14 protein-coding genes are annotated in these 22931 nt (G+C 73.0%); 8 read left to right on the plus strand and 6 right to left on the minus strand.

The window, feature by feature from the left end; all coding sequences use genetic code 11:
- Positions 1 to 49 precede the first annotated feature (49 nt).
- The 8 genes from ABZ893_RS10730 (at position 50) to ABZ893_RS10765 (ending at position 13494) form a co-directional block, all read left to right on the plus strand.
- Positions 50 to 1468 (plus strand): HEAT repeat domain-containing protein, encoded by a 1419-nt coding sequence (locus ABZ893_RS10730; RefSeq protein WP_361400047.1) that lies wholly within the window; start codon positions 50 to 52, stop codon positions 1466 to 1468.
- A gap of 324 nt (positions 1469 to 1792) precedes the next feature.
- A complete protein-coding gene (locus ABZ893_RS10735; RefSeq protein ID WP_361400050.1) occupies positions 1793 to 2911 on the plus strand; it encodes a glycosyltransferase family 1 protein in 1119 nt (372 codons plus the stop codon).
- Positions 2908 to 4062, plus strand: a complete 1155-nt coding sequence (locus ABZ893_RS10740) for a glycosyltransferase (protein ID WP_361400052.1) — start codon at positions 2908 to 2910, stop codon at positions 4060 to 4062. Before ABZ893_RS10735 ends, ABZ893_RS10740 begins: the two co-directional genes overlap by 4 nt.
- 265 nt (positions 4063 to 4327) lie before the next feature.
- Positions 4328 to 5185 carry an SGNH/GDSL hydrolase family protein gene (locus ABZ893_RS10745; RefSeq protein ID WP_361400055.1) on the plus strand — a complete coding sequence of 286 codons (858 nt, stop codon included), beginning with the start codon at positions 4328 to 4330 and terminating at the stop codon, positions 5183 to 5185.
- Between the two features lie 93 nt (positions 5186 to 5278).
- Positions 5279 to 5983 carry a GntR family transcriptional regulator gene (locus ABZ893_RS10750; protein WP_361400057.1) on the plus strand — a complete coding sequence of 235 codons (705 nt, stop codon included), beginning with the start codon at positions 5279 to 5281 and terminating at the stop codon, positions 5981 to 5983.
- Between the two features lie 160 nt (positions 5984 to 6143).
- A complete protein-coding gene (locus ABZ893_RS10755; RefSeq protein WP_361400060.1) occupies positions 6144 to 7670 on the plus strand; it encodes a hypothetical protein in 1527 nt (508 codons plus the stop codon).
- A 166-nt stretch (positions 7671 to 7836) separates the two neighbouring features.
- The gene (locus ABZ893_RS10760; protein ID WP_361400216.1) at positions 7837 to 8655 is read left to right on the plus strand and encodes a hypothetical protein; all 819 of its coding nucleotides are present in this window, start codon (positions 7837 to 7839) and stop codon (positions 8653 to 8655) included.
- Between the two features lie 84 nt (positions 8656 to 8739).
- On the plus strand, positions 8740 to 13494 hold the full coding sequence (locus ABZ893_RS10765; protein ID WP_361400062.1) for a hypothetical protein: 4755 nt from the start codon (positions 8740 to 8742) through the stop codon (positions 13492 to 13494).
- A 14-nt stretch (positions 13495 to 13508) separates the two neighbouring features.
- On the opposite strand, the gene ABZ893_RS10770 is transcribed toward ABZ893_RS10765, so the two are convergent.
- The 6 genes from ABZ893_RS10770 to ABZ893_RS10795 are packed head-to-tail and all read right to left on the minus strand — an operon-like array spanning position 13509 to position 22916.
- Positions 13509 to 15071 (minus strand): GMC family oxidoreductase N-terminal domain-containing protein, encoded by a 1563-nt coding sequence (locus ABZ893_RS10770; RefSeq protein ID WP_361400065.1) that lies wholly within the window; start codon positions 15069 to 15071, stop codon positions 13509 to 13511.
- Positions 15068 to 16639, minus strand: coding sequence for an amino acid permease (locus ABZ893_RS10775; protein ID WP_361400067.1), 1572 nt, complete (start codon positions 16637 to 16639; stop codon positions 15068 to 15070). The genes ABZ893_RS10770 and ABZ893_RS10775 overlap by 4 nt, the downstream gene beginning before the upstream one ends.
- Positions 16636 to 18138 (minus strand): aldehyde dehydrogenase family protein, encoded by a 1503-nt coding sequence (locus tag ABZ893_RS10780; RefSeq protein WP_361400069.1) that lies wholly within the window; start codon positions 18136 to 18138, stop codon positions 16636 to 16638. Before ABZ893_RS10780 ends, ABZ893_RS10775 begins: the two co-directional genes overlap by 4 nt.
- Positions 18131 to 19261, minus strand: a complete 1131-nt coding sequence (locus ABZ893_RS10785; protein WP_361400072.1) for an aromatic ring-hydroxylating dioxygenase subunit alpha — start codon at positions 19259 to 19261, stop codon at positions 18131 to 18133. Before ABZ893_RS10785 ends, ABZ893_RS10780 begins: the two co-directional genes overlap by 8 nt.
- Before the next feature lie 11 nt (positions 19262 to 19272).
- The gene (solA, locus tag ABZ893_RS10790; RefSeq protein WP_361400074.1) at positions 19273 to 20427 is read right to left on the minus strand and encodes an N-methyl-L-tryptophan oxidase; all 1155 of its coding nucleotides are present in this window, start codon (positions 20425 to 20427) and stop codon (positions 19273 to 19275) included.
- Between the two features lie 20 nt (positions 20428 to 20447).
- Positions 20448 to 22916 (minus strand): FAD-dependent oxidoreductase, encoded by a 2469-nt coding sequence (locus ABZ893_RS10795; RefSeq protein ID WP_361400076.1) that lies wholly within the window; start codon positions 22914 to 22916, stop codon positions 20448 to 20450.
- Positions 22917 to 22931 lie beyond the last annotated feature (15 nt).

The raw sequence follows: 22931 nt of genomic DNA on the forward strand, positions 1-22931 counted from the left end.
GTAATGCGGTTCCCCGGTTGCGTCGACGCTTGATGTGAGGCTGTTTCCCATGTTCGATCCGGTCATAGCGCCCAGCGGTACGCTGCTCGGCCTGCTGCAGCGGGGCCGCGGCGACGGCACGCTGCACGCGCTGACGGCGCCGCGCGCCGAAGCGCTCACGGCTCTCAACCACTGTGTGGCGAGCGATCCCCGCCACGACTGGCAGGTGGAGAACCGCTCCCTCTACTACGCGCGCCTCTACCTCGACCTCCACGGAGAGCTCGGGGAGATCGAGCGCCACCTCTTCGACCCCGACGACGTCCTCAACACGGACGAGTCACGCACGGGCCTCGCGCTCGCGGTCCTCGGCCACCTCGCCTCCTACGGCAGGCACGACGCCCTGGAACTGCTGCGCCGGTACGCCGCGTTCGGGACCAGCTGGGCCTGGGCGCTCGACGAGCTGGCCCTGCGCGACGACGACGCGGGGCTGCGCGCGCTCGCCGCCCCGATCCTGGCCAGATTCCCCGAAGGGCCCGAGGGTGACGCGGAACTCGCTGCCGCCGTACGGGACGCGTACGAGCCGCGACCCTGGCGGCTGTGGGCTGACGACTCCCGGGGCGCAGTCGGCGCCCGTGTCCGCGCGGCCCAGGAGCGCGGCTCCTTCGACCAGTGGCAGCGCCAGATGCGGCCCGCCGGGCCCCGGCCCGGCTGGAGCGTGCAGGCCGTCCTCGACTGGGCCCAGGAAGGGCTCGAACGCGGAGCGGTCCTGTACGTGCCGGCCGCGCGCTGCCTGGCCGCAGTCGCCGGGCCAGGCGACCGGGGCGAGATCGTCTCGGCCGCGCTCACCGGCCACGACGGCGCCCGCAGCACCGCCCTGCGCTACCTCGCCGACGCCCACGATCCCGCCGTCCTCGACCTGATCGAGGCCGCCGTGGAAAGCCCCTCGCGCGCGGTCGTGGACGCCGCCCTCGACGCCTTCGAGCGGATGCGGACGCCCGACGCCCTGGAGCGGGCGCGGCGCTGGGCCCCCCGGCCCGACGCCCTGGGAGCCGCGGCCGGGCGTGTACTCGCCTGCCGGGGCGGAGCCGAGGACACCGAACTGGTCCTCACCGCCCTACGCGAAGCCGTGCGCGGCGAAGGCGCCGACGCACCCACCCTGTGGCCCCTCGTCGACGGGGCCGGACGGCTCGGCATCGCCTGCGCCGCCCCCGTCCTGCGGCACGTCTACCGCGAGACCGCCTCGTCCCGGCTGCGCGGCCACGCCGCCCGCGCCCTGGCCGCCACCGATCCCTCCTTCGCCGCCGGATTCGCCGTCGAATGCCTGTGGGACTGCGAGGAATCCACCCGCGAGATCGCCGCGCGCCACGCGGAGACCGGCGACGCACGCGTCGTCGACCAGCTCCGGAGACTCGCCGCCGACCCGGCCGAGGAGGACGAGGTGCAGAGCGCGGTGCGCAGCAGGATCGGACCGGACGCGACGGCGCTGTGACGACGGTTTTGCAGCCGACGGCTTCGTGACCGCCGGATGGCTTGGTGGCCGACGGTGCGGTGACGGGGGCTCTGTAGCCGACGGTGCTCTGGTGGACGGCTTTGTGGTCGACGGTGCTGTCGTGGACGGCTTTGTGGCCGACGGCTTGTGACCGTCGGCTTTACGGGAGGTGGCGCGCGCGTGCGGGCCGCCTCCCGGATGTCGGCGGCGGGGGTGCGGGCCGCCTCCTGGCCGTCGGTGGCGAGGGCGAATCCTCATGGGACGTTCCTCGCCAGGAAAGATCCACGTTGACGTGCCCACGCTCCACCCGGCGACAACACCGGTATGCGTGTCGTCATCGTCACCGAGTCCTTTCCCCCCGACATCAACGGTGTGGCGCACTGCGCCCTCCAGACCGCCCGGCACCTCGCCGCGCGCGGCCACGACCCCCTCGTCATCGCCCCCGCCACCACGCAGGGCCCCGACACCGACGCCCCCTGTCCCGTCGTCCGCGTCCCCTCCATGCCGCTGCCCGGTTACCCGCAGGTCAGGGTCGCCCTGCCGAGCCGCCGGGTGGCCGCCGCCGTCGCCGCGCACGGCGCCCAACTCGTCCATCTGGCCAGCCCGTTCGTCCTCGGCGCCCGCGGCATGGCCGCCGCCGCACGCCTGAGAATCCCCGCCGTCGCCGTCTACCAGACCGACCTCGCCGGCTACGCGCGTACGTACATGGGGGCCGGCGAGAGCACCGCATGGCGGCGGATCCGCGGGGTCCACGCCGCCGCCGACCGCACGCTCGCCCCGTCCACCGCCGCCGTGCGCGACCTGGAGGGACACGGCGTACCCCGGGTGCGCCTGTGGCCGCGCGGCGTCGACACCGTCCGCTTCCGGCCCGGCCTGCGCGACGACGCCCTACGGCGCGAACTCGCCCCGGGCGGCGAGCTGATCGTCGGCTACGTGGGACGGCTCGCCCCCGAGAAACAGGTCGAGCTGCTGGCCGGGGTGTGCGCCCTCGACCGCGTGCGGCTCGTCGTCGTGGGCGACGGCCCCAGCGCCCCCGGGCTGCGCGAGGCCCTGCCAGGCGCCGTCTTCCTCGGCCGCCGCACCGGCGACGAACTCGCCCGGATCTTCGCCTCGTTGGACGTCTTCGCGCACACCGGCCCCTACGAGACGTTCTGCCAGACCGTGCAGGAGGCCATGGCCAGCGGCGTGCCCGTGATCGCGCCCGCCGCCGGCGGCCCGCTCGACCTCGTCGCCCACGGCCGCACCGGCCTCCTGGTCGCTCCCGGCGACGCCGCCGCCGTACGCGACGCCGTGTGGTCGCTCGCCGAGGACCCGCTACGACGTCAGGCTTACGGAGCGGCCGGGCGCCGGGCCGTCGAAGGGCGGACCTGGGCGGCCGTGGGCGACCAACTCCTCGACCACTACGGGGAGATCATCGACGCCCGCACGGCGGTGGCGGCATGAGCGGGGCGCTGCGGATCGTACGGCTCGCCAACTTCGTCGCGCCCGCGTCCGGCGGACTGCGCACCGCCCTGCGCGAGCTGGGCGCCGGTTACCGGACCGCCGGACACGAGCCGGTCCTGATCGTGCCCGGCGAACGGGCCGACGACCGCGACACCGTCCAGGGACGCGTCATCACCCTCCCGGGAACGCCGCTGCCCGGCACGGGCGGGTACCGCGTCCTCGCGGACCGGCGGCGCGTGGCCGCCCTCCTCGACGACCTCGCGCCCGACCGGATCGAGGTGTCCGACCGTACGACGCTGCGGTGGACCGGCGAGTGGGCGCGGCGTGCCCGCGTGCCCGCCGTGATGGTGTCCCACGAGACGGCCGACGGAGTCCTGCGGACCTGGGGCCTGCCCGGACGACTCTCCCTGCGCGCCGCCGACGCCCTCAACTCCCGTACCGCGCACGCCTATTCGCGCGTGGTCTGTACGACGGAGTGGGCCGAGCGAGAGTTCGTGCGCATCGGGGCACGCAATGTCGTCCGGGCCCCGCTCGGCGTCGACCTGGAGCTCTGCCACCCGCGCCTGCGGGACGCCGCCGTGCGGGAGCGGTACGCGCGCGTGGGGGAGGTGCTGCTCGTCCTGTGCTCACGGCTCTCGGTCGAGAAGCGGCCCACCACGGCACTTGACGCCCTTGCCGTGCTGCGCGGGCGAGGGGTGCCGGCGGTGCTCGTCGTCGCCGGGGACGGGCCGCTGCGCACGAGGCTCGAACAACGGGCACGCGCGCGGAGGTTGCCGGTGACGTTTCTCGGACATGTCGCGGACCGGGGGCGGCTCGCCGCGTTGCAGGCGGCGGCTGATGTGTGTCTCGCGCCGGGGCCCGCGGAAACGTTTGGGCTCGCGGCCCTGGAGTCGATGGCCTGCGGCACACCTGTCGTCGCCAGCGCGTCGTCGGCTCTGCCGGAGGTCGTGGGACCGGCCGGGGGAGTCGCCCGCGACACGGGGGAGGCGTTCGCCGACGCGGTGGAGGGGCTGCTCGCCCGGCCGGAGGCGCAACGCCGGGAGGCGGCACGCGCGCGTGCGGAGTGCTTCGGGTGGGGCGCGGCGGTGGATGCGTTCTTGAGGGCGCATGAGGCGGGGCCGGTGCGGGTGAGTGGGCGGGGTGTCGGATGAGTGGGGGATGCGGTTGCGCCGAGCTGCTTGCCGCGGGGCTCGCGCGGCCTGGGGTCACCGTGGTGAACGGCGCGCAGATCGGCCGTCAGCGCCCTTTCGGGGCGCCGCTCTGGGTGGCGGGCGGGGTGCCGTATGAGCGGGGGGCTGCGGTTCGTGCGCGGGGATGTCGAGGCTGCACGCGGGCGTGCGGAGTGTTGCCCGGAGGCGGATGGGTTCTTGAGGCGCATGACGCCGGGCCGCTGCGTGTCCCCCGGCTGGGTGCCGTATGAGCCGCCGTCTGCGGTTCGTTGCGCTCGGGGACTCGCTCACCGAGGGGGTCGGTGACCCCGTAGGGGACGGCTGGCGTGGGTGGGCCGCGTTGCTTGCCGGTGGGCTCGCGCCGGACGGCGGTTCCGTCGAGTTCCACAACCTCGCCGTCAGTGGGGCGCAGACGTGCGATGTCCTTGAGCGGCAGTTGCCGGTAGCCCTCGCCCTGCGGCCCGACATCGCCTCCGTCATGGTCGGTGTCAACGACACTCTGCGGTGCACCTTCGACCTTCACGCCGTGGCCGCCCGGCTCGACCGTGTGTACGCGGCTTTCGCGGAGCAGGGCGTCGTCCTGCTCACGGCTTGCCTGCCCGATCCCGGTGCCATGCTCGGGCTGCCCGGTCTCCTCGCGCACCCGCTCGCGAGGCGTCAGCAGGCGGTGAACTCCGTCGTCCACGCTCTGTCCGAGCGCCACGGCGCCGTACATCTGCACGCGGCCGAGGAAGCGTGGGTCGCCGACCGTTCCATGTGGAGCGCCGACCGGCTGCACCCCGGGGAGCGTGGACACCGAGTGCTCGCCGTCCGTTTCCACGCGCTGCTCGCGGCCGAGGGGCACGCGCGGGGCGCCCCGCCGTCCCTGGAACCCGAGACGTCCGCGCCCACGCGCGCGGCGAGCCTGTGGTGGCTCGCGACCGCAGGCACCGGCTGGGTCGCCCGGCGCTGCACCGATCTGCTGCCCCAGCTCCTCGCCCTCTCGGCGCACGAGCTGCGCCACCGCGCCCGGGGCACCAGCGCCCGCCTCGACCTGCGGGCGTCGAGCGCGGTGGTCTCGGCGCTCGCGTCCCTGACGACCGCGGACCGGCCGGATCCGGCGTGATGGCGAGCGAGTCGGTCAGGCCATCGGAGGATCGTGGAACGATCCCCCGATGCTCGCGTTGTCCCGTTCCCCCATCTGCGCTTGAATTCGCGCGTGGGTGAACTGAACGGCCTGGCCGACGACCGTGCGCTCCTCGGGCGCACCAGCACCGCCGAGCGGGTCTCGGACATTCTCCGGAGCCGGATCGCGGAGGGGTTCTTCCACCCCGGGACGCGCCTCTCGGAGGACAGCATCGGCGGGGCGCTGGGCATCTCGCGCAACACGCTCCGCGAAGCGTTCCGGCTGCTCACCCACGAGCGGCTGCTCGTGCACCAGCTCAACCGGGGCGTCTTCGTGCGCGTACTCACCGTCGACGACGTCGAGGACATCTACCTCACCCGGCGCCTCGTCCAGTGCGCCGTCGTACGCGGCCTGGGCCGGCCCCCGTACGACCTCGACGGCGTAGCCGGGGCCGTCGCCGACGGGTACCGGGCCGCCGACGCGGGGGAGTGGAAGGGCGTCTCCACCGCCAACATCCACTTCCACCAGGAACTCGTGGCGCTCGCGGGCAGTGAGCGGACCGACGAGCTGATGCGCAGCGTCTTCGCCGAACTGCGCCTCGCGTTCCACGTCGTGGACGACCCGCGCCACCTCCACGAGCCCTACCTCGCCCGCAACCGCGACATCCTCCAGGCCCTGGAGGCGGGCCGCGCCGACGACGCCGAGCGGCTGCTCGCCGCGTACCTCGACGACTCCCGCGAGGAACTGGCCGACGTGTACGGGCGGCGGGTCGCCGGGGGCGAACTGCCGGTCGCCTGACGGCACGCGGCTCACGCACAGCCCGGCAACGGAACCCCCTGCGCGGCCGCCGAGGCCGCCTGTGGCGCACCCCCGCACACCTCGCGTCACCGCCCCCGCGGGCCGCGGTCGCTCTGCGCCGTTTCGACCGTTGTCAGACCTAGCACCTAGTCTGTGCTCCGTGACTTCGCCTGCCAGCACGGACTTCGTTCCGCCCCAGCTCAGCGCGGGGCCGCGGCCCGCACCGGGCCCGGCCGCCGACGAAGGGCTCGCGCGCCGCCTCCGCGCGCTCGCCTGCACCGCCCCGCTGCACGACCTCGACGTGCGCAAGGCCAATCTCGCGGGCGAGTACTCCGGGTACGGCATGGCCGAGGTGGCCCTCTCCGCCATCGACCTCGTCACACTGAACATGGACTTCGACACGGGCGCCGACCACGAGCAGATAGTGGCCAGGCTCATCCCGCGCGTCGCCGCCCAGGCCCCGCAGCGCCCCGCGGCCGAGCACGAGCGCGTGGCCCGCTGGGTCCTGGAGAACCTGATCAACGTCGGCAGCGTCGACCGCGGCTTCCGCGCGGTGTACGGCACGTTCGCCCCCGACGGCACGTACGTCCGCAGGGACTACGACTTCAAGCTGATCGAGGAGGTCCCCGGCTACGGGGGCAGCGTCTACCTCCGCACCACGGACGAAGCGGTCAACGTCCTGGTGGGCGCCCTCGACACCGACGTCACCAGCGCCCAGATCGCCGCCGAGGTCAAGCTGGAGGTGCTGATCAGCCGAGGCCGCCTGGCCGACGCGCAGCTCGCCGCCGAGCAGGCCCGCTACCGCACCGTGCAGTACTCCGAGACCCTGCGCAGGGCCCTGGACGCGACCCGGCGGAACGTCCGCGCGGTGGACTGGCTGAACGCCGTCCCGGACATGATCGCCGAAGCGCTCGACCACGTGGCCGACCGCTACCGCCACGAGAACGCGATCCTCACGAACATCCGCAAGGCCCGCGACGAGTCCGAGGACCCCGAGAACAAGCGGCGCGCCGCCGAGCTCGTGGACATCGTCAAGGACTGCATCCGCCGCCACACCCAGCTCCAGTCCCGCCTCCTCGAAGCCGGCCCGCTGTTCCGCGCCGAGCAGGACCGGCAGGCGTTCGCCACCCCGTCCGCGCGCGCGGGCCTCGACCTGTACGGGCAGCTCGTCACACCCCTGCTGCCGCTGCCGGTCGAGCAGGCGGGCCGCGTCACCGACGCGTTCTTCGCGCGCGGCACCGGTATGCGTACGCCCGTGTCCGTACGGGTCGGGGACCTGATCGACCTGCTCCTGACGCCGCCTCAGGAGCGGGAGCACCTCGGCGCCGAGATGCCCGAGCCGGACCTGATCGCGACGCCCGACGACAGCCGGTTCAGCGAGGAGCAGCTCGCGAGCGCCATGGAGCTGCTCGACCTGCCCTCCGACGCGCCGCGCCGGCTGTCCGGACTGCTCGCGGAGGCCCGCCGCCGCGACCCCGAACTCCCTTACCTGGTCGCCCTGTTGTCCGTCCACGCGGCCAGCCCGCCGGTCGGTACGGCCTACCGGCAGGGCGAGGAGAAGCTGCTGTTCGCCGTGGACGACGGCACCGAGCTCGACGACCCCGAGTTCGGCGGCGCCGACCTCATCGTCGGCACGGCCCTCCTCGACGCCGCGGGCATGGCGGCCGACCGGACGGAGGCCGCGTAGTGCCGATCGCAGTGCACCGGGCGGCCTTAGCGGCGCCGCGCCCGCCGGGCGCCCCCACCGACGTACCACTGAGCAAGGAGCACCAGCCGTGACCACCGATCACCCCGCAGAGCACGCCGCGTGGGGCGAGGCGGAGCCCTCCGAGGGGCAGGCGGCCGGCGCGCCTGTGACCCCGGCCGACGCCGCCGACGCGGCCCGGCTCGTGGCGTTCGGGCTCCAGCCCAAGCTCCAGCCCGCCCGCGACCAGGAGTACGCCGACCTGCTGCGCCGCTACCGCGAGGACCCGCCGTTCGCGCGGCTCGCCGACGCCGTCGCCGCCGGGCTCGGCCTCGTCGTCCTGGAGGTCTCCCCGCGCGCGGGAATGGCCGTGACCGCCGCCGAGGACTCCGTGTTCGCCGTCCGCATGGGCGACTACGCGCGCCGCGCCTCCGCCGACGGCAGCGACCGTTTCCTGCACGGACTCGCCCACCTCGCCGTCGCCGCGATGGCGTTCCCGCGCCCCGAGGACCTCGCCGACGACGGCTACATCGGCCGCGTCACGGTCAACGGCGTGGACGCCTTCGTCCGCCAGGCCTGCCGCCGCCTGGAGGAGCGCGCCGAGGAACAGGGCGAGAACACCGACCCGGCGTCCGACGCCCCCGGCCTCGAAGCCGCCTGGCGCATCTGGGCCCGGCGCAGCTCGACCGGCGCCACAAAGGACGCCCGCCGCCTCGCCGGATCCACCACCGGCATCATCGGCAAGGCCGTCGCGTTCCTCACCGACTCCGGGTTCCTGCAGAGAACGGGCGACGACTCGGGCGGCACCTACCGCACCACCGCGCGGTACCAGCTCCAGGTGCGTGACCTCGCCGGAACCGCCGCCCTGAGCGAGCTGGCCGACCTCGGCATCGTGCCCGTCACGGACGGCTCCGCGAGCCTGCTGCCGCCCGTTGACGAGGACGACGGCGAGCTCGTGGCCGACGCGGGCCTCCCGTTCCACTCCTGACCCGCACCCCGCCGCACCCCCCATCCCCCCACGTTCCATCCCCCCACGTTTCACGACGACTTACGAAGACGAGAGTCCGCCGCCATGTACGAGCTGTCCCGGATTCGCCTCTACTCCATCGGGCCCGCCGGTGCGCGCTACGCCGACACCGTCCTGGACCTGCGGGGCGTCGGCGAGCCCGTACCCGACCCCGCCCCCATGCAGGCGGAGTTCTTCGAGGACGAGCCCGTCGGACCGCCGCGCCGCCCCGCGCCCGCCGGCGTGCTCTTCCTGGAGAACGGCGGCGGCAAGTCCGTCCTGCTCAAGCTGATCTTCTCCGTGATGCTGCCGGGCCACCGGAACACGCTGGGCGGCGCCAGCTCCGGCGTGCTCCGCAAGTTCCTGCTCGCCGACGACTGCGGGCACGTGGCCCTGGAGTGGCAGCACACCCTCACCGGCGAGTGCGTCGTCGTCGGCAAGGTCAGCGAGTGGCGCGGCCGCCAGGTCTCGAACGACCCGCGCAAGTTCGCGGAGGCCTGGTACTCGCTGCGTCCGGGCCCCGGCATGAGCCTCGACTCGCTGCCCGTCGCCGAGTCCACCGCCGTACGGGCCTCGGCCGAGGGCGTCTCCGGCGCCCAGGGCAGGCGCCGCACCATGAAGGGCTTCCGCGACGCCCTCACCGACGCCGGCAAGGCGTACCCGCACCTCGAAGTGCACTGGGAAGAGATCCACGACCGGTGGAACGAGCACCTGGGTGACCTCGGCCTGGACCCAGAACTCTTCCGCTACCAGCGGGAGATGAACGCGGACGAGGGCGAGGCCGCCGGTCTCTTCGCCGTCAAGAAGGACTCCGACTTCACCGACCTGCTCCTGCGTGCCGTCACCGACACCCGGGACACGGACGGGCTCGCAGACCTGGTGAGCGGCTTCGGCAACAAGCTGGGGCGGCGCGCCGAGCTGATCGCCGAGCGCGAGTTCACGGCCGGTTCCGTCGACCTCCTCGGGCGCATCGTGGAGGCCGCGGACGCACGGGCACGCGCGCGTGACGTGCACGCCGGGGCCGAGCGCCGCACCCGCACGCTGGCCCGCAGGCTCACGTCCCGCGCCACCCAGGAGCGCGCCCGCGCAGCTGACCTCGCCCAGCAGGTCACCGCCGCCGCCCACACCGTCGGCGAGGCCGATCAGGCCCGCGCCCGCAGCGCCCTGATCGCCTCCGAACTCGCCTACCGGCACGCCTCGTTGGCGCTCGCCGGAGCCGAGAAGGCCGCCGCCGCACAGAAGCGCGAGCTGGCCGACGCGCGCACCTTGCACGCCGCCTGGCAGGCAGCCGAAGCCGTCCTGCGTCACCGCGCGGCCGCCGACCGCTCCGCGCGCGTGGCCGTCGCCATCCGCGAGGCCGAGCGTGACGCCGCCCCGGCCCTCGCCGCCCGCGCCAAGGCCGCCGCCGACCTCGTACGGGCCCTGCACGGCGCCGCCGAGACCGCCGAGCAGCAGGCCAACGAGGGCGAGGAGCGGTCCGCCGCGCTCCAGGAGACCGGCGAGAGCGCGCACCGTGACGCGACCGTCGCCGCGACCGAGGCGCAGCGCGCCCGCAGCGAGATCGGCCACCTGCGCCAGCGCCTCACCGAGGTCGAGCAGGAGACCGCCGAGGCGGTACGGGCCGGCTGGCTCGACGACACCGCGCCTGACGCCGACCCCGCGCGCGCGGCCCTCGCCGCGAGCGACGCGGAGAAGACCACCGTCGCGGCCTGGGACACCGCCCGCGAGGCCGGCCGCACCGCAAGCGAGCGCGCCCGCGAGGCGGCGGGCGCCGAATCCCGCGCCGAACTCACCGCCGCCCGCGCCGCCGACGCCGCGACCGCCGCCGAGAACGCGTACGCGGCCGAGCACCGCGCCGCCGACGTCCTCGCCCGCGAGGAGCGCGTCGCGGAGCTGCTGGGGCTGGCCGGGGCGTCGGCGGGCGTGCCCGCACCCCGGGGCGCCGGAAACGAGGGCGCCGGAACCGGTGGTGCCCGCACGGCGGCCACCCCGTCCGACGGCTCGGCGGCCAACGCGACCGGCACTGCCCGCGCCGCTACCGTCGACGCGACCAGCACCGCCCGCACCACGACCACCCTCGCCACCGAAACCCCCTTCACCGCCGAGGAGTTGGACCGCGCGGCCGACGACCTCAAGGCGCTGCTCGACGACGGCGTCACCGCCGCCGAACGCCAGCTCTTCGACCTGCGCACGGCCGCCGCCGACGACGCCCGCATCCTCGGCGCACTCGGCGACGGCGGGCTGCTGCCGCCCGGGCCCGACGTCCTCGCCACCGTCGAGTTCCTCGGCGAGCACGGCATCCCAGCCCTGCCCGGCTGGCGCTACCTCGCCCAGGCCGTCGACCCCGCCGACCACGCCCGCGTGCTCGCCGCCCGCCCCGAGCTCGTCGACGGCGTCGTGATCACCGACCCCGACACCCACGCGCGGGCCCGCGAAGCCCTCAGCTCCGCCGCCCTCCTTCCGCGTTCCGCCGTCGCCGTGGGCACGGCCGCAGCCCTGCTCGCCCCGACGCCCCACGAGGAGAGCGCCGACAGTGGCGTCTTCCTCGTGCCGCCGAACCCGGCCATGCACGACGAGCTCGCCGCCGACGAGGAGCGGCAGGCGCTGCGCACGCGCGCGACGGAGCGCGACGAGGAGATCCGCGCGCTCGCCGCCCGCCTCGCCAAGGACCGCGAGCTCGCCGCCCGCATCGGGTCCTGGCGCACCGGCTGCCCCGCCGGACGCCTCGCCGAACTCGCCACGGCGGCACAGGAAGCACGCGCCTTCGCCGACGAGACCGAGGCCGAACTCGCCGAGGCCCGCACCGTCCGCGCCGAGGCGGACGAGACGGCGACCGAGGCGACCCGCGTACGCGACGAGCGGCAGGACGCCGCCCAGCGCGCGCGGCGCGTCGCCGACGCCCTCGCAGGGCTCGCGTTCCGCCTGCGCGAGCGCGCCGGCTGGCAGGCCAAGCTGCGCGAACTCGCCGACGAGGCCGTCGAGTCCGAGGCCCGCGCCCAGACCTGCCTGGACCGCGCCCGCGCCGCCGACGAGGACCGCCGGGCCGCCCAGCGCGCCGCCGACGACGCCCGCCGCACCGCCCGCGCCCTGCGCGCCGAACGCGCCGAGATCGCCGGCGCCCCCGACGACGTACCCGCCGAGGACCCGGCGCAGCCCGAGGCGCCGAAGGTGTCCCTGCCCGCCCTGCGCGAGGCGTACCGCGCGGCTTCCCAGGTGTACGAGAAGGTCGGTGTCGGCGCCGACCTGCGTGCCGAGCAGGCCCGCGCCGAGAGCGACGAGAGCGCCGCTCTCGCCGAGCTCGACCGGCTCAGCAACAAGGTCCGCACCCGCGCCGCCCAGCTCCTGGAGTCCACCGACGGCTCCGACGGGCCCTCCCGTCAGGCCGCCGCAGCCCGCGCCGACGAGCTGGTCCAGCTCCTGGAGGCCCGCGTCTCCACGGCGAGCGAGCAGCTGGGACGCCTGCGCGGCGAGGCCGAGCGGCACGCGCCCGAGGACGGCGACGCCCACACCGAGCTGCCCGAGGACCTCGTCCCGTCCGGCGCCGAGCACGCCCAGACCCTCCTGCGCACCGCCACGGGTGAACTCGCAGCCCGCACCGAGGCGTTGAGCGTGGCCCGCGCCGCCCACACCGAACTCCTCGACGCCCACCGCGCCGCCGAGGACGGGACCGGCGGCTTCGAGGAGACCGCCGCGCTCCTCAAGGACCTGCTCCGCGACCACCCCGACCGGCAGGACGCCGACCAGGACGAGCCCGAGCCCTACCCCGGCACGTTGGAAGAGGCCCGGCAGGCGGCAGCCGAGACCCGCCGCTCCCTGCGCGGCTGCGCCGCCGACCTGTCCGCCGCCGAGGCCGCAGTGCGCGACGCGAGCGACATCCTCGTACGCCACGCGAACGCCACCCGCTACGAGCAGGTGCGCACCCCCGCGCGGCAGCAGATCCGGGAGCTGCCCGCGTCGGCGCTGCCGGAGCACGCGCGGAAGTGGGCCGACGCGTTCGCGCCCCGGCTGCGCGTCCTGACGGACGAACTGGAGCAGCTGGAGCGCAACCGCGACTCGATCACGGACCGGCTGCGCGGCCTCGTCGAGTCGGCGCTCGCCACGCTGCGGTCCGCCCAGCGCCTGTCCCGCCTCCCCGAAGGGCTCGGCGAGTGGTCGGGCCAGGAGTTCGTACGCATCCGCTTCGAGGAGCCCGACCAGGCGACTCTCGTGGAGCGCCTCGGCGAGGTCGTCGACGAGGCGACCCGCGCCGCCGTCAAGAAGAACTCGGACCTGCGGCGCGACGGCATGTCCCTGCTGCTGCGCGGTGTCGCCGCCGCGCTCCAGCCCAAGGGCATCGCCGTCGAGATCCTCAAGCCCGACGCCGTGCTGCGCGCCGAGCGGGTGCCCGTCGGACAGATGGGCGACGTGTTCTCCGGCGGCCAGCTGCTCACCGCGGCCATCGCCCTGTACTGCACGATGGCCGCGCTGCGCTCGAACGACCGGGGCCGCGACAAGCACCGGCACGCCGGCACGCTGTTCCTCGACAACCCGATCGGCCGCGCCAACGCGACGTATCTGCTCGAACTCCAGCGGGCCGTGTCCGACGCGCTCGGCGTCCAACTCCTGTACACCACCGGCCTGTTCGACACGACGGCGCTCGCCGAGTTCCCGCTGGTGATCCGCCTGCGGAACGACGCGGACCTCCGTGCCGGGCTGAAGTACATCAGCGTCGAGGAACACCTGAGGCCGGGCCTGCCGCAGCAGGACCCGGCCCAGGAGACCGTGCACGGAGAGATCACGGCGACACGCATGTACAAGCGCCCCGCGAACCAGCCGAGTTAGACCTTCATCAAGACCTACGCGTCAGCCCGCAGCATGTCGGCCAGCTTCTCGCCGATCATCATCGTGGTGATGCACGGGTTGACGGTGACGAGGTCCGGCATGACGGAGCCGTCGCAGACCCGCAGGCCCTCGGTCCCCTTCACGCGCAGCCGCGCGTCGAGCGGGGCCGAGACGTCGTCGTCGGCACCCATCTTCACCGTGCAGGCCGGGTGGTAGACGGTGTTGTGGGTCTTGTGGATGTAGTCCAGCAACTCGTCGTCGGTACGGACATCGGGTCCCGGAGCCAGCTCGGCGCCCGCCCAGCCGCTGAGCGCTGGCTGCTCGGCGATGCGCCGCGCCAGCTTGAGCCCGTACGTCATCACGCGCGCGTCGTGCTCGTGCGTGAAGTACCGCGGGTCGACCATCGGCTTGTCCCGGTAGTCACGGGTGCGCAGCCGGACGGTGCCGCGTGACTTCGCGCGGGTCACGTTGGGCGTGAGGCAGAAGGCGTTCTCCGTCGTCGGATAGCCGTGGCGCGTGGTGTTCATGTCGAAGGGCACGGAGCCGTAGTGGAACATCAGGTCGGGCCGGTCGAGGCCCGGCTCGGTGTCGTAGAAGATGCCGGCCTCCCACCACTGGTTGGACGTGGTGGGCATGGGCTGCTTGGCCTCCCACATGATCACGCCCTCGGGGTGGTCCTGGAGGTTCTCGCCGACGCCGGGGGAGTCGACGAGTACGTCCACGCCGACCTCGCGCAGATGCGCGGCCGGGCCGATGCCCGACAGCATGAGGAGCTTCGGGGTGTCGATGGACCCGCAGGAGACGATCACCTCACGGCGCGCGCGCACCGTCCGGGTGTGGATGAGGTCGGGGTCGATGTACTCGGCACCCACGCAGCGCCGGCCCTCGAACACGAGCTTCTTGGCCCGTATGCCCGTCCGCACCGACAGGTTCTGGCGCTTGCCCATGATCGGGTGCAGGTAGGCGACGGACGAGGACTGGCGGATGTTGTTCTCGTCGGAGTTGATCTGGAACCAGTGGGCTCCGCGTATCACCGTGCTGCCCGTGTTGAAAGGCGTCGTCGGGATGCCCGCCTCGGCGCACGCCGCGAGCAGGGCGGTGCCGCACGGGTCGTCGCCCTTGATGCTGCGCAGCTTCACCGGGCCGCTGCGGCCGTGGTGGTCGCCCGGCGCGTCGTTGTTCTCCAGCCGCTTGTACAGCGGGAACACGTCCTCCGCGCCCCAGCCCTTGCAGCCCGCCGCCGCCCAGTCGTTCAGGTCCTCGGCAGGCGCCCAGAACGCGATGCACGAGTTGTGGGACGAACAGCCGCCGAGCACCTTGGCACGCGCGTGCCGCATGAAGCTGTTGCCGCTGGCCTGCGGTTCGATGGGGTAGTCCCAGTCGTAGCCGGATTCCAGCAGGCCCATCCAGCGGTCGAGCTGGAGGACGTTGTCGTCACCGACGTCGCTCGGTCCGGCCTCCAGGACGCACACGGTGACGTTCGGGTCCTCGGACAGGCGCGCCGCGACCACGTTTCCCGCGGTGCCGCCGCCGACGACGACGTAGTCGAAGACATCAGAGTTGACGGGGTGATTCATGGGGTGGGGACCTCCTCCAGGGCGACGGACTCTCCGGGCGGGGCGGCCTCGGCCGCGTGTTCGGCGAGGACACCGGTGCGGTGCCGCTGGACGAACCAGTAGTAGGCGAAGCCGCCGCCCGCGATCACTCCGATGAACAGGACGGCGCCCCAGCGCAGGTACCAGTGGTAGGGGGCGGTGGCGTTGTAGACGGCCGAGCGCGGCCAGATCAGGTTGAGCGTCATCAGGCCGCCCCACAGCACGGCGAGGATGTTGACGGGCAGTCCCCAGCGGCCGAGCGAGAACTTGCCCTCGGTGGCGGGCTGCCACTTGCCGCGCAGCCGCGCGATCAGCATCGGCACGGTGACCAGCAGATAGGCGAGGTAGATCATGATGATGCCGATGCTGGTGACCACGGTGAAGATCTGCGGCTGGCGGATGTTGACCACCAGGATCCCGAGCGCCAGGACACCGATGACGATGGCGGGGGCGACCGGCGTCTTGAAGCGCGGGCTGACCTGGCCGAGGACCGACGACGCCGGGAGGTTGTTGTCACGCGACATCGCGAAGGCGAGTCGGATCGCCGCCGTGTGCACGGCGAGCGCGCACACCGTGACCGCGATCAGGACGCACCACAGCATCGCCTTGCCGGCCGTCGGGCCGAGCACGTCGAGGACGACGTACTGCAGGCCGTCCGTCTTCAGCTTCTTGCCGGTCAGGCTCGACACGCTCATCAGGGCGAGCAGCAGGATCAGACCGCCGAGGACGAACGAGGCGAAGATCGCGCGGATGATGGCGCGCGGCGCGTTGCGGCACGGGTCGAGCGACTCCTCACCGAGCGAGGCCGCCGTGTCGAAGCCGTACATGACGTACGCGGAGGCCAGCGACGCCACGAGGAACGCGCCCATGTAGCCGAAGGGCTGGCCGTGGCCCGTGCCCGCCGTGTGCGTCACGACCTGCGGGCCGCGTACGACGTGCACCGCGAACAGCACGATCAGGGCGACCGTCGCGATCAGTTCGAGGAAGACACCGGCCGTGTTGATGGTCGCCATCAGCTTCACGCCGAAGGCGTTGACGAGCGTCGTGAACAGGATCAGTACGCCGGCCAGGATGACGGCGTTCGTCGCGACGTCGTACTGGCCCGTGCCGTCCCCGACGAACTGGAACGCCTTCGAGATCTGCGGCAGCGTGAGCTGGTAGGCGAGCGCCACGGCCGCGATGGACACGATCGAGGCCAGCAGCATCATCCAGCCGGCGAGCCAGCCGACGTGCGGGTTGCCCACCTTCTTCGCCCAGTTGTAGACCGACCCCGCGACGGGATAGCGGGCCGCCAGCTCGGCGAAGCACAGGGCGACCATGAACTGGCCGCAGAACACCATCGGCCAGGACCACCAGTACGCGGGCCCGCCGCTGGCGAAACCGAAGTAGAAGAGCTGGAAGGTGCCGGTCAGGATGGAGATGTAGCTGATGCCGGCGGCGAAGGTGTGGAAACTGCCCAGGGTGCGCTTGAGCTCCGGCTTGTAGCCGAACTCCGCGAGTTCCGCGTCGTCGACGCCCTGCGCCGCGCTCTCGCCCTGCTTCTGGCTCATGATGCGTCTCCCTCGGCCGGGGACGCCTCGGGCTGGTCGAACCAGCCCTGCGGCACGGGCCGCGTGTTGCGCCAGATGTGCTTGGTCTCGCGGTACTCGGCGAGGCCCGCCGGGCCCAGCTCGCGGCCGAAGCCCGACTGCTTGTAGCCGCCCCATTCGGCCTGCGGGACGTACGGGTGGTAGTCGTTGATCCACACCGTGCCGAGCCGGAGACCGGCCGCGACGCGCGCCGCCTTCCCCTCGTCGGTCGTCCAGACGGCGCCCGCGAGCCCGTAGATCGAGTCGTTCGCGAGCCGGACCGCCTCGTCCTCGGTGGTGAACCGCTCGACGGTCAGGACCGGGCCGAAGGACTCGTCCTGCACGACGGACATGCCGCTGCTGCACTCGTCGAGAACGGTCGGCAGGTAGTAGAAGCCGTTCTCGTACGCCGCCCCGTCGGGCCGGGCGCCGCCGCAGCGCAGCACCGCCCCCTCCTCGACGCCCCGCGCGACGTACGCCTCGACCTTGGCGCGGTGCTGCGCCGAGATCAGCGGTCCCGTCTGCGCGCTCTCGTCGAACGGGCCGCCCAGCCTGATGAGTTCGGCCCGCCGCACGACCTCGTCGACGAACCGGTCGTGCAGCGAGTCCTCCACGAGGAGGCGGGCGCCGGCCGAGCAGACCTGGCCCGAGTGCAGGAAGATCGCGGTGAGCGCCATGTCGACGGCCGTCTCGAAGTCGGCGTCGGCGAACACGACGTTCGGGTTCTTGCCGCCGAGTTCGAGCGCCACCTTCTTCACCGAGCCCGCCGCGGCGGCCATCAGACCGCGTCCCGTCTGCAGGCCACCGGTGAACGACACCAGGTCGACGTCCGGGTGGTCGCCGAGCGGAGCGCCCGCGTCCGGGCCCGCGCCGAGCACCAGGTTGGCGACGCCCGGAGGCAGCCCCGCCTCTTCGAGCAGGCGCATCAGGTGGATCGCCGTGTGCGGGGTCAGCTCGCTCGGCTTGAGGACGAAGGTGTTGCCGGCCGCGAGCGCGGGGGCGACCTTCCAGGCGGTCTGCAGCAGCGGGTAGTTCCACGGCGTGATCAGGGCGCACACCCCGACCGGCTCGTACACGACCCGGCTGTCCGTGTCCTCGGTGCCCGTCTCGACGACGCGGCCCGTGTCGGCCGCCGCGAGCCGCCCGAAGTAGCGGAAGCAGTTCGCGATGTCGTCGATGTCGTACGCGCTCTCGACGAGCCGCTTGCCGGTGTCCAGGGACTCGGCGCGGGCCAGCGCGTCCTTGTCGCGTTCGAGCAGGTCGGCCACCCGAAGCAGCAGGTCGCCGTGCTCGGCCGCCGTCATCCGGGGCCACGGCCCCTTGTCGAAGGCGTGCCGGGCGGCCGCGATCGCGTCGGCGGTGTCCTTGGCACCCGCCTCGTCGACCACGGCGACGAGCGAGCCGTCCGCGGGGCACCGGATCTCACGGGTCCGCTCGTCCCGGGCGGTGGTCCAGACACCGCCGATGTACAGGTCAGGCACGGTTACCACCCAGTTGTTCGGTCAGCCATTCGTGGAAGATGCCGATGTGGTGCTCGGTCGGCACGAGTACGCCGCCCCGGCGGTAGGCGCGGGAGTTCATCGCCGGCTGGGTCCGCTCGCAGGCCTCGAAGTCCTGGGCGTTGACCCGGTGGAACAGCTCCACGGACTTCGTGACGTCCGCGCCGGACTCGATGACGTCGGGTGCGTACAGCCAGTCGCACTCGACGATCGTGCGGTCCTCGGCCATCGGGAACATCCGGTGCAGGATGACGTGGTCGGGCACGAGGTTGATGAAGACGGTCGGCTTCACGGTGATCGCGTAGTAGCGGCGGTCCTGGTCCTCGGCGACCTCGGGCAGCCGGCCGAAGCCCTCGCTGCCGTCGACGGTGAAGCCCTTGACCTCGTCACCGAACTCGGCGCCGTGGCCCACGTAGTACTGGGCCGCGTAGCCGTCCGCGAACTCCGGTAGCACGTCGGTCAGTTCGGGGTGGATCGTCGCGCAGTGGTAGCACTCCATGAAGTTCTCGACGATCAGCTTCCAGTTGGACTTCACGTCGTACGTGATGCGCTTGCCGAGCGCCAGCTTCTCGGTGCCGTAGCGCTCGATGGACGCGGTGTCGCCGAGCCGCTCGACGGCGGCGCCGATCACGGTCTCCTCGAAGGAGGGCGGCGTGTCGGCCAGGGACACCCAGGCGTAGCCGAGCCACTCGCGCAGGGCCACCTTGACCAGGCCGTACTCGGTGCGGTCGACGTCCGGCATCTGCACCAGGTTCGGCGCCGCGATGAGCTTGCCGTCGAGGTCGTAGGTCCACGCGTGGTACGGGCACTGGAGGTTGCGGCGGACCTCGCCGGACTCCTCGGTGCACAGGCGGGCGCCCCGGTGGCGGCAGACGTTGAGGAAGGCCCTCAGCTCGCCGGTGCGGGAGCGGGTGATGAGGACGCTCTCGCGGCCGACCTGGACGGTGCGGAACGCGCCGGGCTTGTCGAGGTCCGCGGAGCGCACGGCACAGAACCACATCTGCTCGAAGATGCGTTCCTGCTCCTGCCGGAAGATCTCCGGATCGGTGTAGAAATGGCCGGGCAGAGTGGCCATCAGGCTGGGGGAGACGGGGGTCGTCGTCACGTGCGTACTCCTCAGGCGGGCGCGGCGGCGAGGCGGCTGGGGTCGAAGAGCTCGATGGGGTGATCGGTGGTGCCGGTGAGCGCGAGGTCGGCGACGATCTCGCCGACGACGGGCACGAACTTGAAGCCGTGGCCGGAGAACCCGCAGGCCACGGTGACGTTCTCGGGGTGGGCCGGGTGCCGGGCGATCACGAAGTGCTCGTCCGGCGTGTTCGAGTACATGCAGGTCGCGGCCTTGAGGAAGGTGCCCGGCAGGCTGGGGATCTGGCCCGCCAGGTGGTCCGCCATGGCCCTGACCTCGTGGTCGTGCACGGTCCGGTCGATGGTGTCCGGGGTGCACTCGACGCCCTTGCGGAAGAAGGCGACCTTCGCGCCCATGTCGGGCCCGTCGATGGACGGGAAGCCGTAGGTCTGGACGCCGGCCGCGTCCTCCCAGATGTACACCGGGTGGTTGTCCGAGCGGAACGGAGCGGTCCCCGTGGTCGGCTGGAACCAGTACATGACCTGCCGCTCGATGGTGAACGGCACCCCCAGATCGGTGAGCAGGTCCGGCGCCCACGCGCCGGGGCAGATCACCAACTGGCTTGCCGTGTACGTGTTCTCGGCCGTGTGCACCCGCACGCCGTCCTTGTACGGCTCCCAGCGCGTCATCGGCTCCTCGAAGTGGAGGTCGGCCTCCTGACGGGTCGCGAGCTGGAGATGGGCGGCGACCGTGTGCTCGGGGCGGACCAGACCGGCCCGCTCCTCGTAGAGCGCCACCTCGTCGTCCTTCGGCGTGAGCGTCGGGAAGCGGCGGCGGATGTCGCGGGCGCCGAGCATCTCGTGCGGCAGGTCCCACTCCAGGGCCGACAGCAGGGAGCCCGAGACGGTACGGGAGTCGGGCCGGCCGAGCATCACCCCGCCGCACAGCGTGGTGACCTCGCGCCCGGTGGCCCGCTCAAGGTCCGCGTACAGCTCGTACGAGCGCAGCAGCAGCGGCACGTACGCCGGGTCCTCGAAGTAGGACTGCCGGATGATGCGCGAACCGCCGTGGCTGGAGCCGTGGCTGTGGACGGGGCCGAACTTCTCCAGGCCGAGCACACGGGCCCCGCGCGCGGACAGGTGGTGGGCGGCGGCGCTGCCCATGCCGCCGAGGCCGATCACGATCACGTCATAGGTGGGAGACATGGTCGGTAACCTCCGGGTGACTAGCGGCGGATGCGGGTCATCTTCGGGTCGAAGAGCGGCTCCTCGGCGACGGTCGCGGGGACCTTCTCGCCGAAGTACTCGATGTGCACACCGGTCCCGGCGGCCAGCGGCGGCAGCCACGCGTACGCGACACAACGGCCCAGCGTGTAGCCGTAGGAGGCGCTGGTGACGTAGCCGGCCGGGGCGCCGTCGACGTGGACGGGCTCCTTGCCGAGGACGACGGACGCCGGGTCGTCCAGGAGGAGCGGCGTCAGCTTGCGCGCCGGGTCCCCCTTCGCTTCCAGCGCCGCCTTGCCGAGGAAGTCACCGCGGTCCATGCGCACCGCGAAACCGACGCCCGACTCGTACGGGTCGTGCTCCTCGGTCATGTCGTGGCCCCAGGAGCGGTACCCCTTCTCCAGGCGCAGGCTGTTGAACGCCGAGCGTCCGGCGGCGATGACCCCGTGCTCGCGGCCCGCCTCCCACAGCGTGTCCCAGAGGCGGAGCCCCATGTCGGCGGTGGTGTACAGCTCCCAGCCCAGTTCACCGACGTAGCTCAGGCGCATCGCTGTGACGGGGACGTGGCCGAGGTAGGTCTGCTTGGCGCGGAAGTAGCCGAAGCCCTCGTGGCTGAAATCGTCCCGGGTGAGCGGCTGGACGAGATCGCGGGCCAGCGGACCCCAGACGCCGATGCAGCAGGTGCCGGAGGTGATGTCCCGGATCTGCACGCCTTCGGCCGGCGCGTGCCGCGTGAGCCAGTCGAGGTCGGCGGGCGAGTTGGCGCCGATCTGGAACAGGTCCGGCGCGAGACGGGCGACGGTCAGGTCGGAACGGATTCCGCCGCGCTCGTTCAGAAGCAGCGTGTACGTGACCGCGCCCGGCTTCTTGGCGAGGTTGTTCGACGTCATGCGCTGGAGGAAGTCCAGGGCGCCGGGGCCCGTGACCTCGAGGCGGCGCAGCGGCGTCATGTCGTAGAGCGCGACCTTCTCGCGGGTGGCCTTCGCCTCGGCCGCCGCGATGGGCGACCAGTAGGCGGCCGACCACGCGTCGCGCTCGGGCAGGTCACCGGTGGGCAGATCCGCGTTCGCCTCGTACCAGTGCGGACGCTCCCAGCCGCCGCCCTCCAGGAAGTACGCGCCGAGTTCCTGCTGGCGGGCGTAGAACGGGCTGACGCGCAGGGGACGCGGCTGCTCCGCAGGCTGGAGCGGGTGCAGGACGTCGTAGACCTCGGCGAACTGCTGCGATCCGCGCTCGCGGACGTAGGCGGGGGAGCGCTGGGCGTCTTCGAAGCGGGTGAGGTCGCACTCGTGGATGTCGATGGACGGCTGTCCGTCGACCATCCACTCGGCGACGGCCTTCGCGACGCCCGCGGAGTGCGTGACCCAGACGGCCTCGGCCAGCCAGAAGCCGCGCAGCGCACGGGACTCGCCGAGCACGGGCATCCCGTCGGGGGTGAACGAGAAGACGCCGTTGAAGCCCGCCTCGATCTCCGTGTCCTTCAGGGCGGGGATCAGCCAGCGGCAGTCCTCCCAGCTGGGCTCCCAGTCCTCCTCGGTGAAGGGGAGGGAGGACGGCATGTCCAGCTCGTTCGCGCGGGCCGCGTCGTAGTCGAGGACCGCGAACGGGTCGACGGGGAGCGGCTTGTGGGCGTAGCTGCCGATGCCGATGCGGTCGGTGTGCTCACGGAAGTACAGGTCACGGTCCTGGAAGCGGAGGATCGGCTTCGAGGCTTCCGTGCGGGGGTCGTTGACCCCTTCGAGCTCCGCCATGGGCTTGGTCTTCGCGTACTGGTGCGCCAGGGGCAGGAGCGGTACGTCGACTCCGGCCATCCGGCCGATGACCGGGCCCCAGAAGCCGGCCGCGGACACGACGTGGTCGGCGGGGAAGGTGCCGCGGTCGGTGACGACGGCGGTGACCTTGCCGTCCTCCTGCTCGATGCCGGTGACCGTGTGGCGGTCGAGGAAGGTGGCACCGCGTGCCTGCGCCCGGGCCATCTGGGCGCGGGAGGCGAGCAGCGCGCGGGCGAGTCCGTCGTCGGGGGTGTGGAAGCCGCCGAGGACCGCCGACTCGTCGACGAGGGGCCACAGTTCCTTGCAGCGCGCGGCGTCGACCAGCTCGCCCCGGACGCCCCAGGACGCGGCGTAACCGGCCTTGCGGTGCAGGTCGGCCCAGCGTTCGGGGGTGGTCGCCAGCTCCAGGCCGCCCACCGGGTTGAAGCAGGGAAGTCCGTCCACTTCAAGGGAGTTGAACTTCTCCACCGTGTACTGGGCGAAGGCCGTGAGGGTCTTGGACGGGCCCGTCTGGAAGACCAGGCCCGGTGCGTGCGAGGTGGAGCCGCCGGGGGCCGGCAGCGGGCCCTGTTCGAGGACGGTGACGTCGGTCCAGCCGCGCGCGGTGAGCTCGTCGGCGAGGGAGCAGCCGACGATTCCGGCGCCGATGACGACGACGCGAGGGCTGGACGTTCCGGGCTTTTCGGGCGTGCTGGACATGCCCCTCCTCCAAGC

The organism is Streptomyces sp. NPDC046821, assembly GCF_040645335.1.
Taxonomy (GTDB): Bacteria; Actinomycetota; Actinomycetes; order Streptomycetales; family Streptomycetaceae; genus Streptomyces.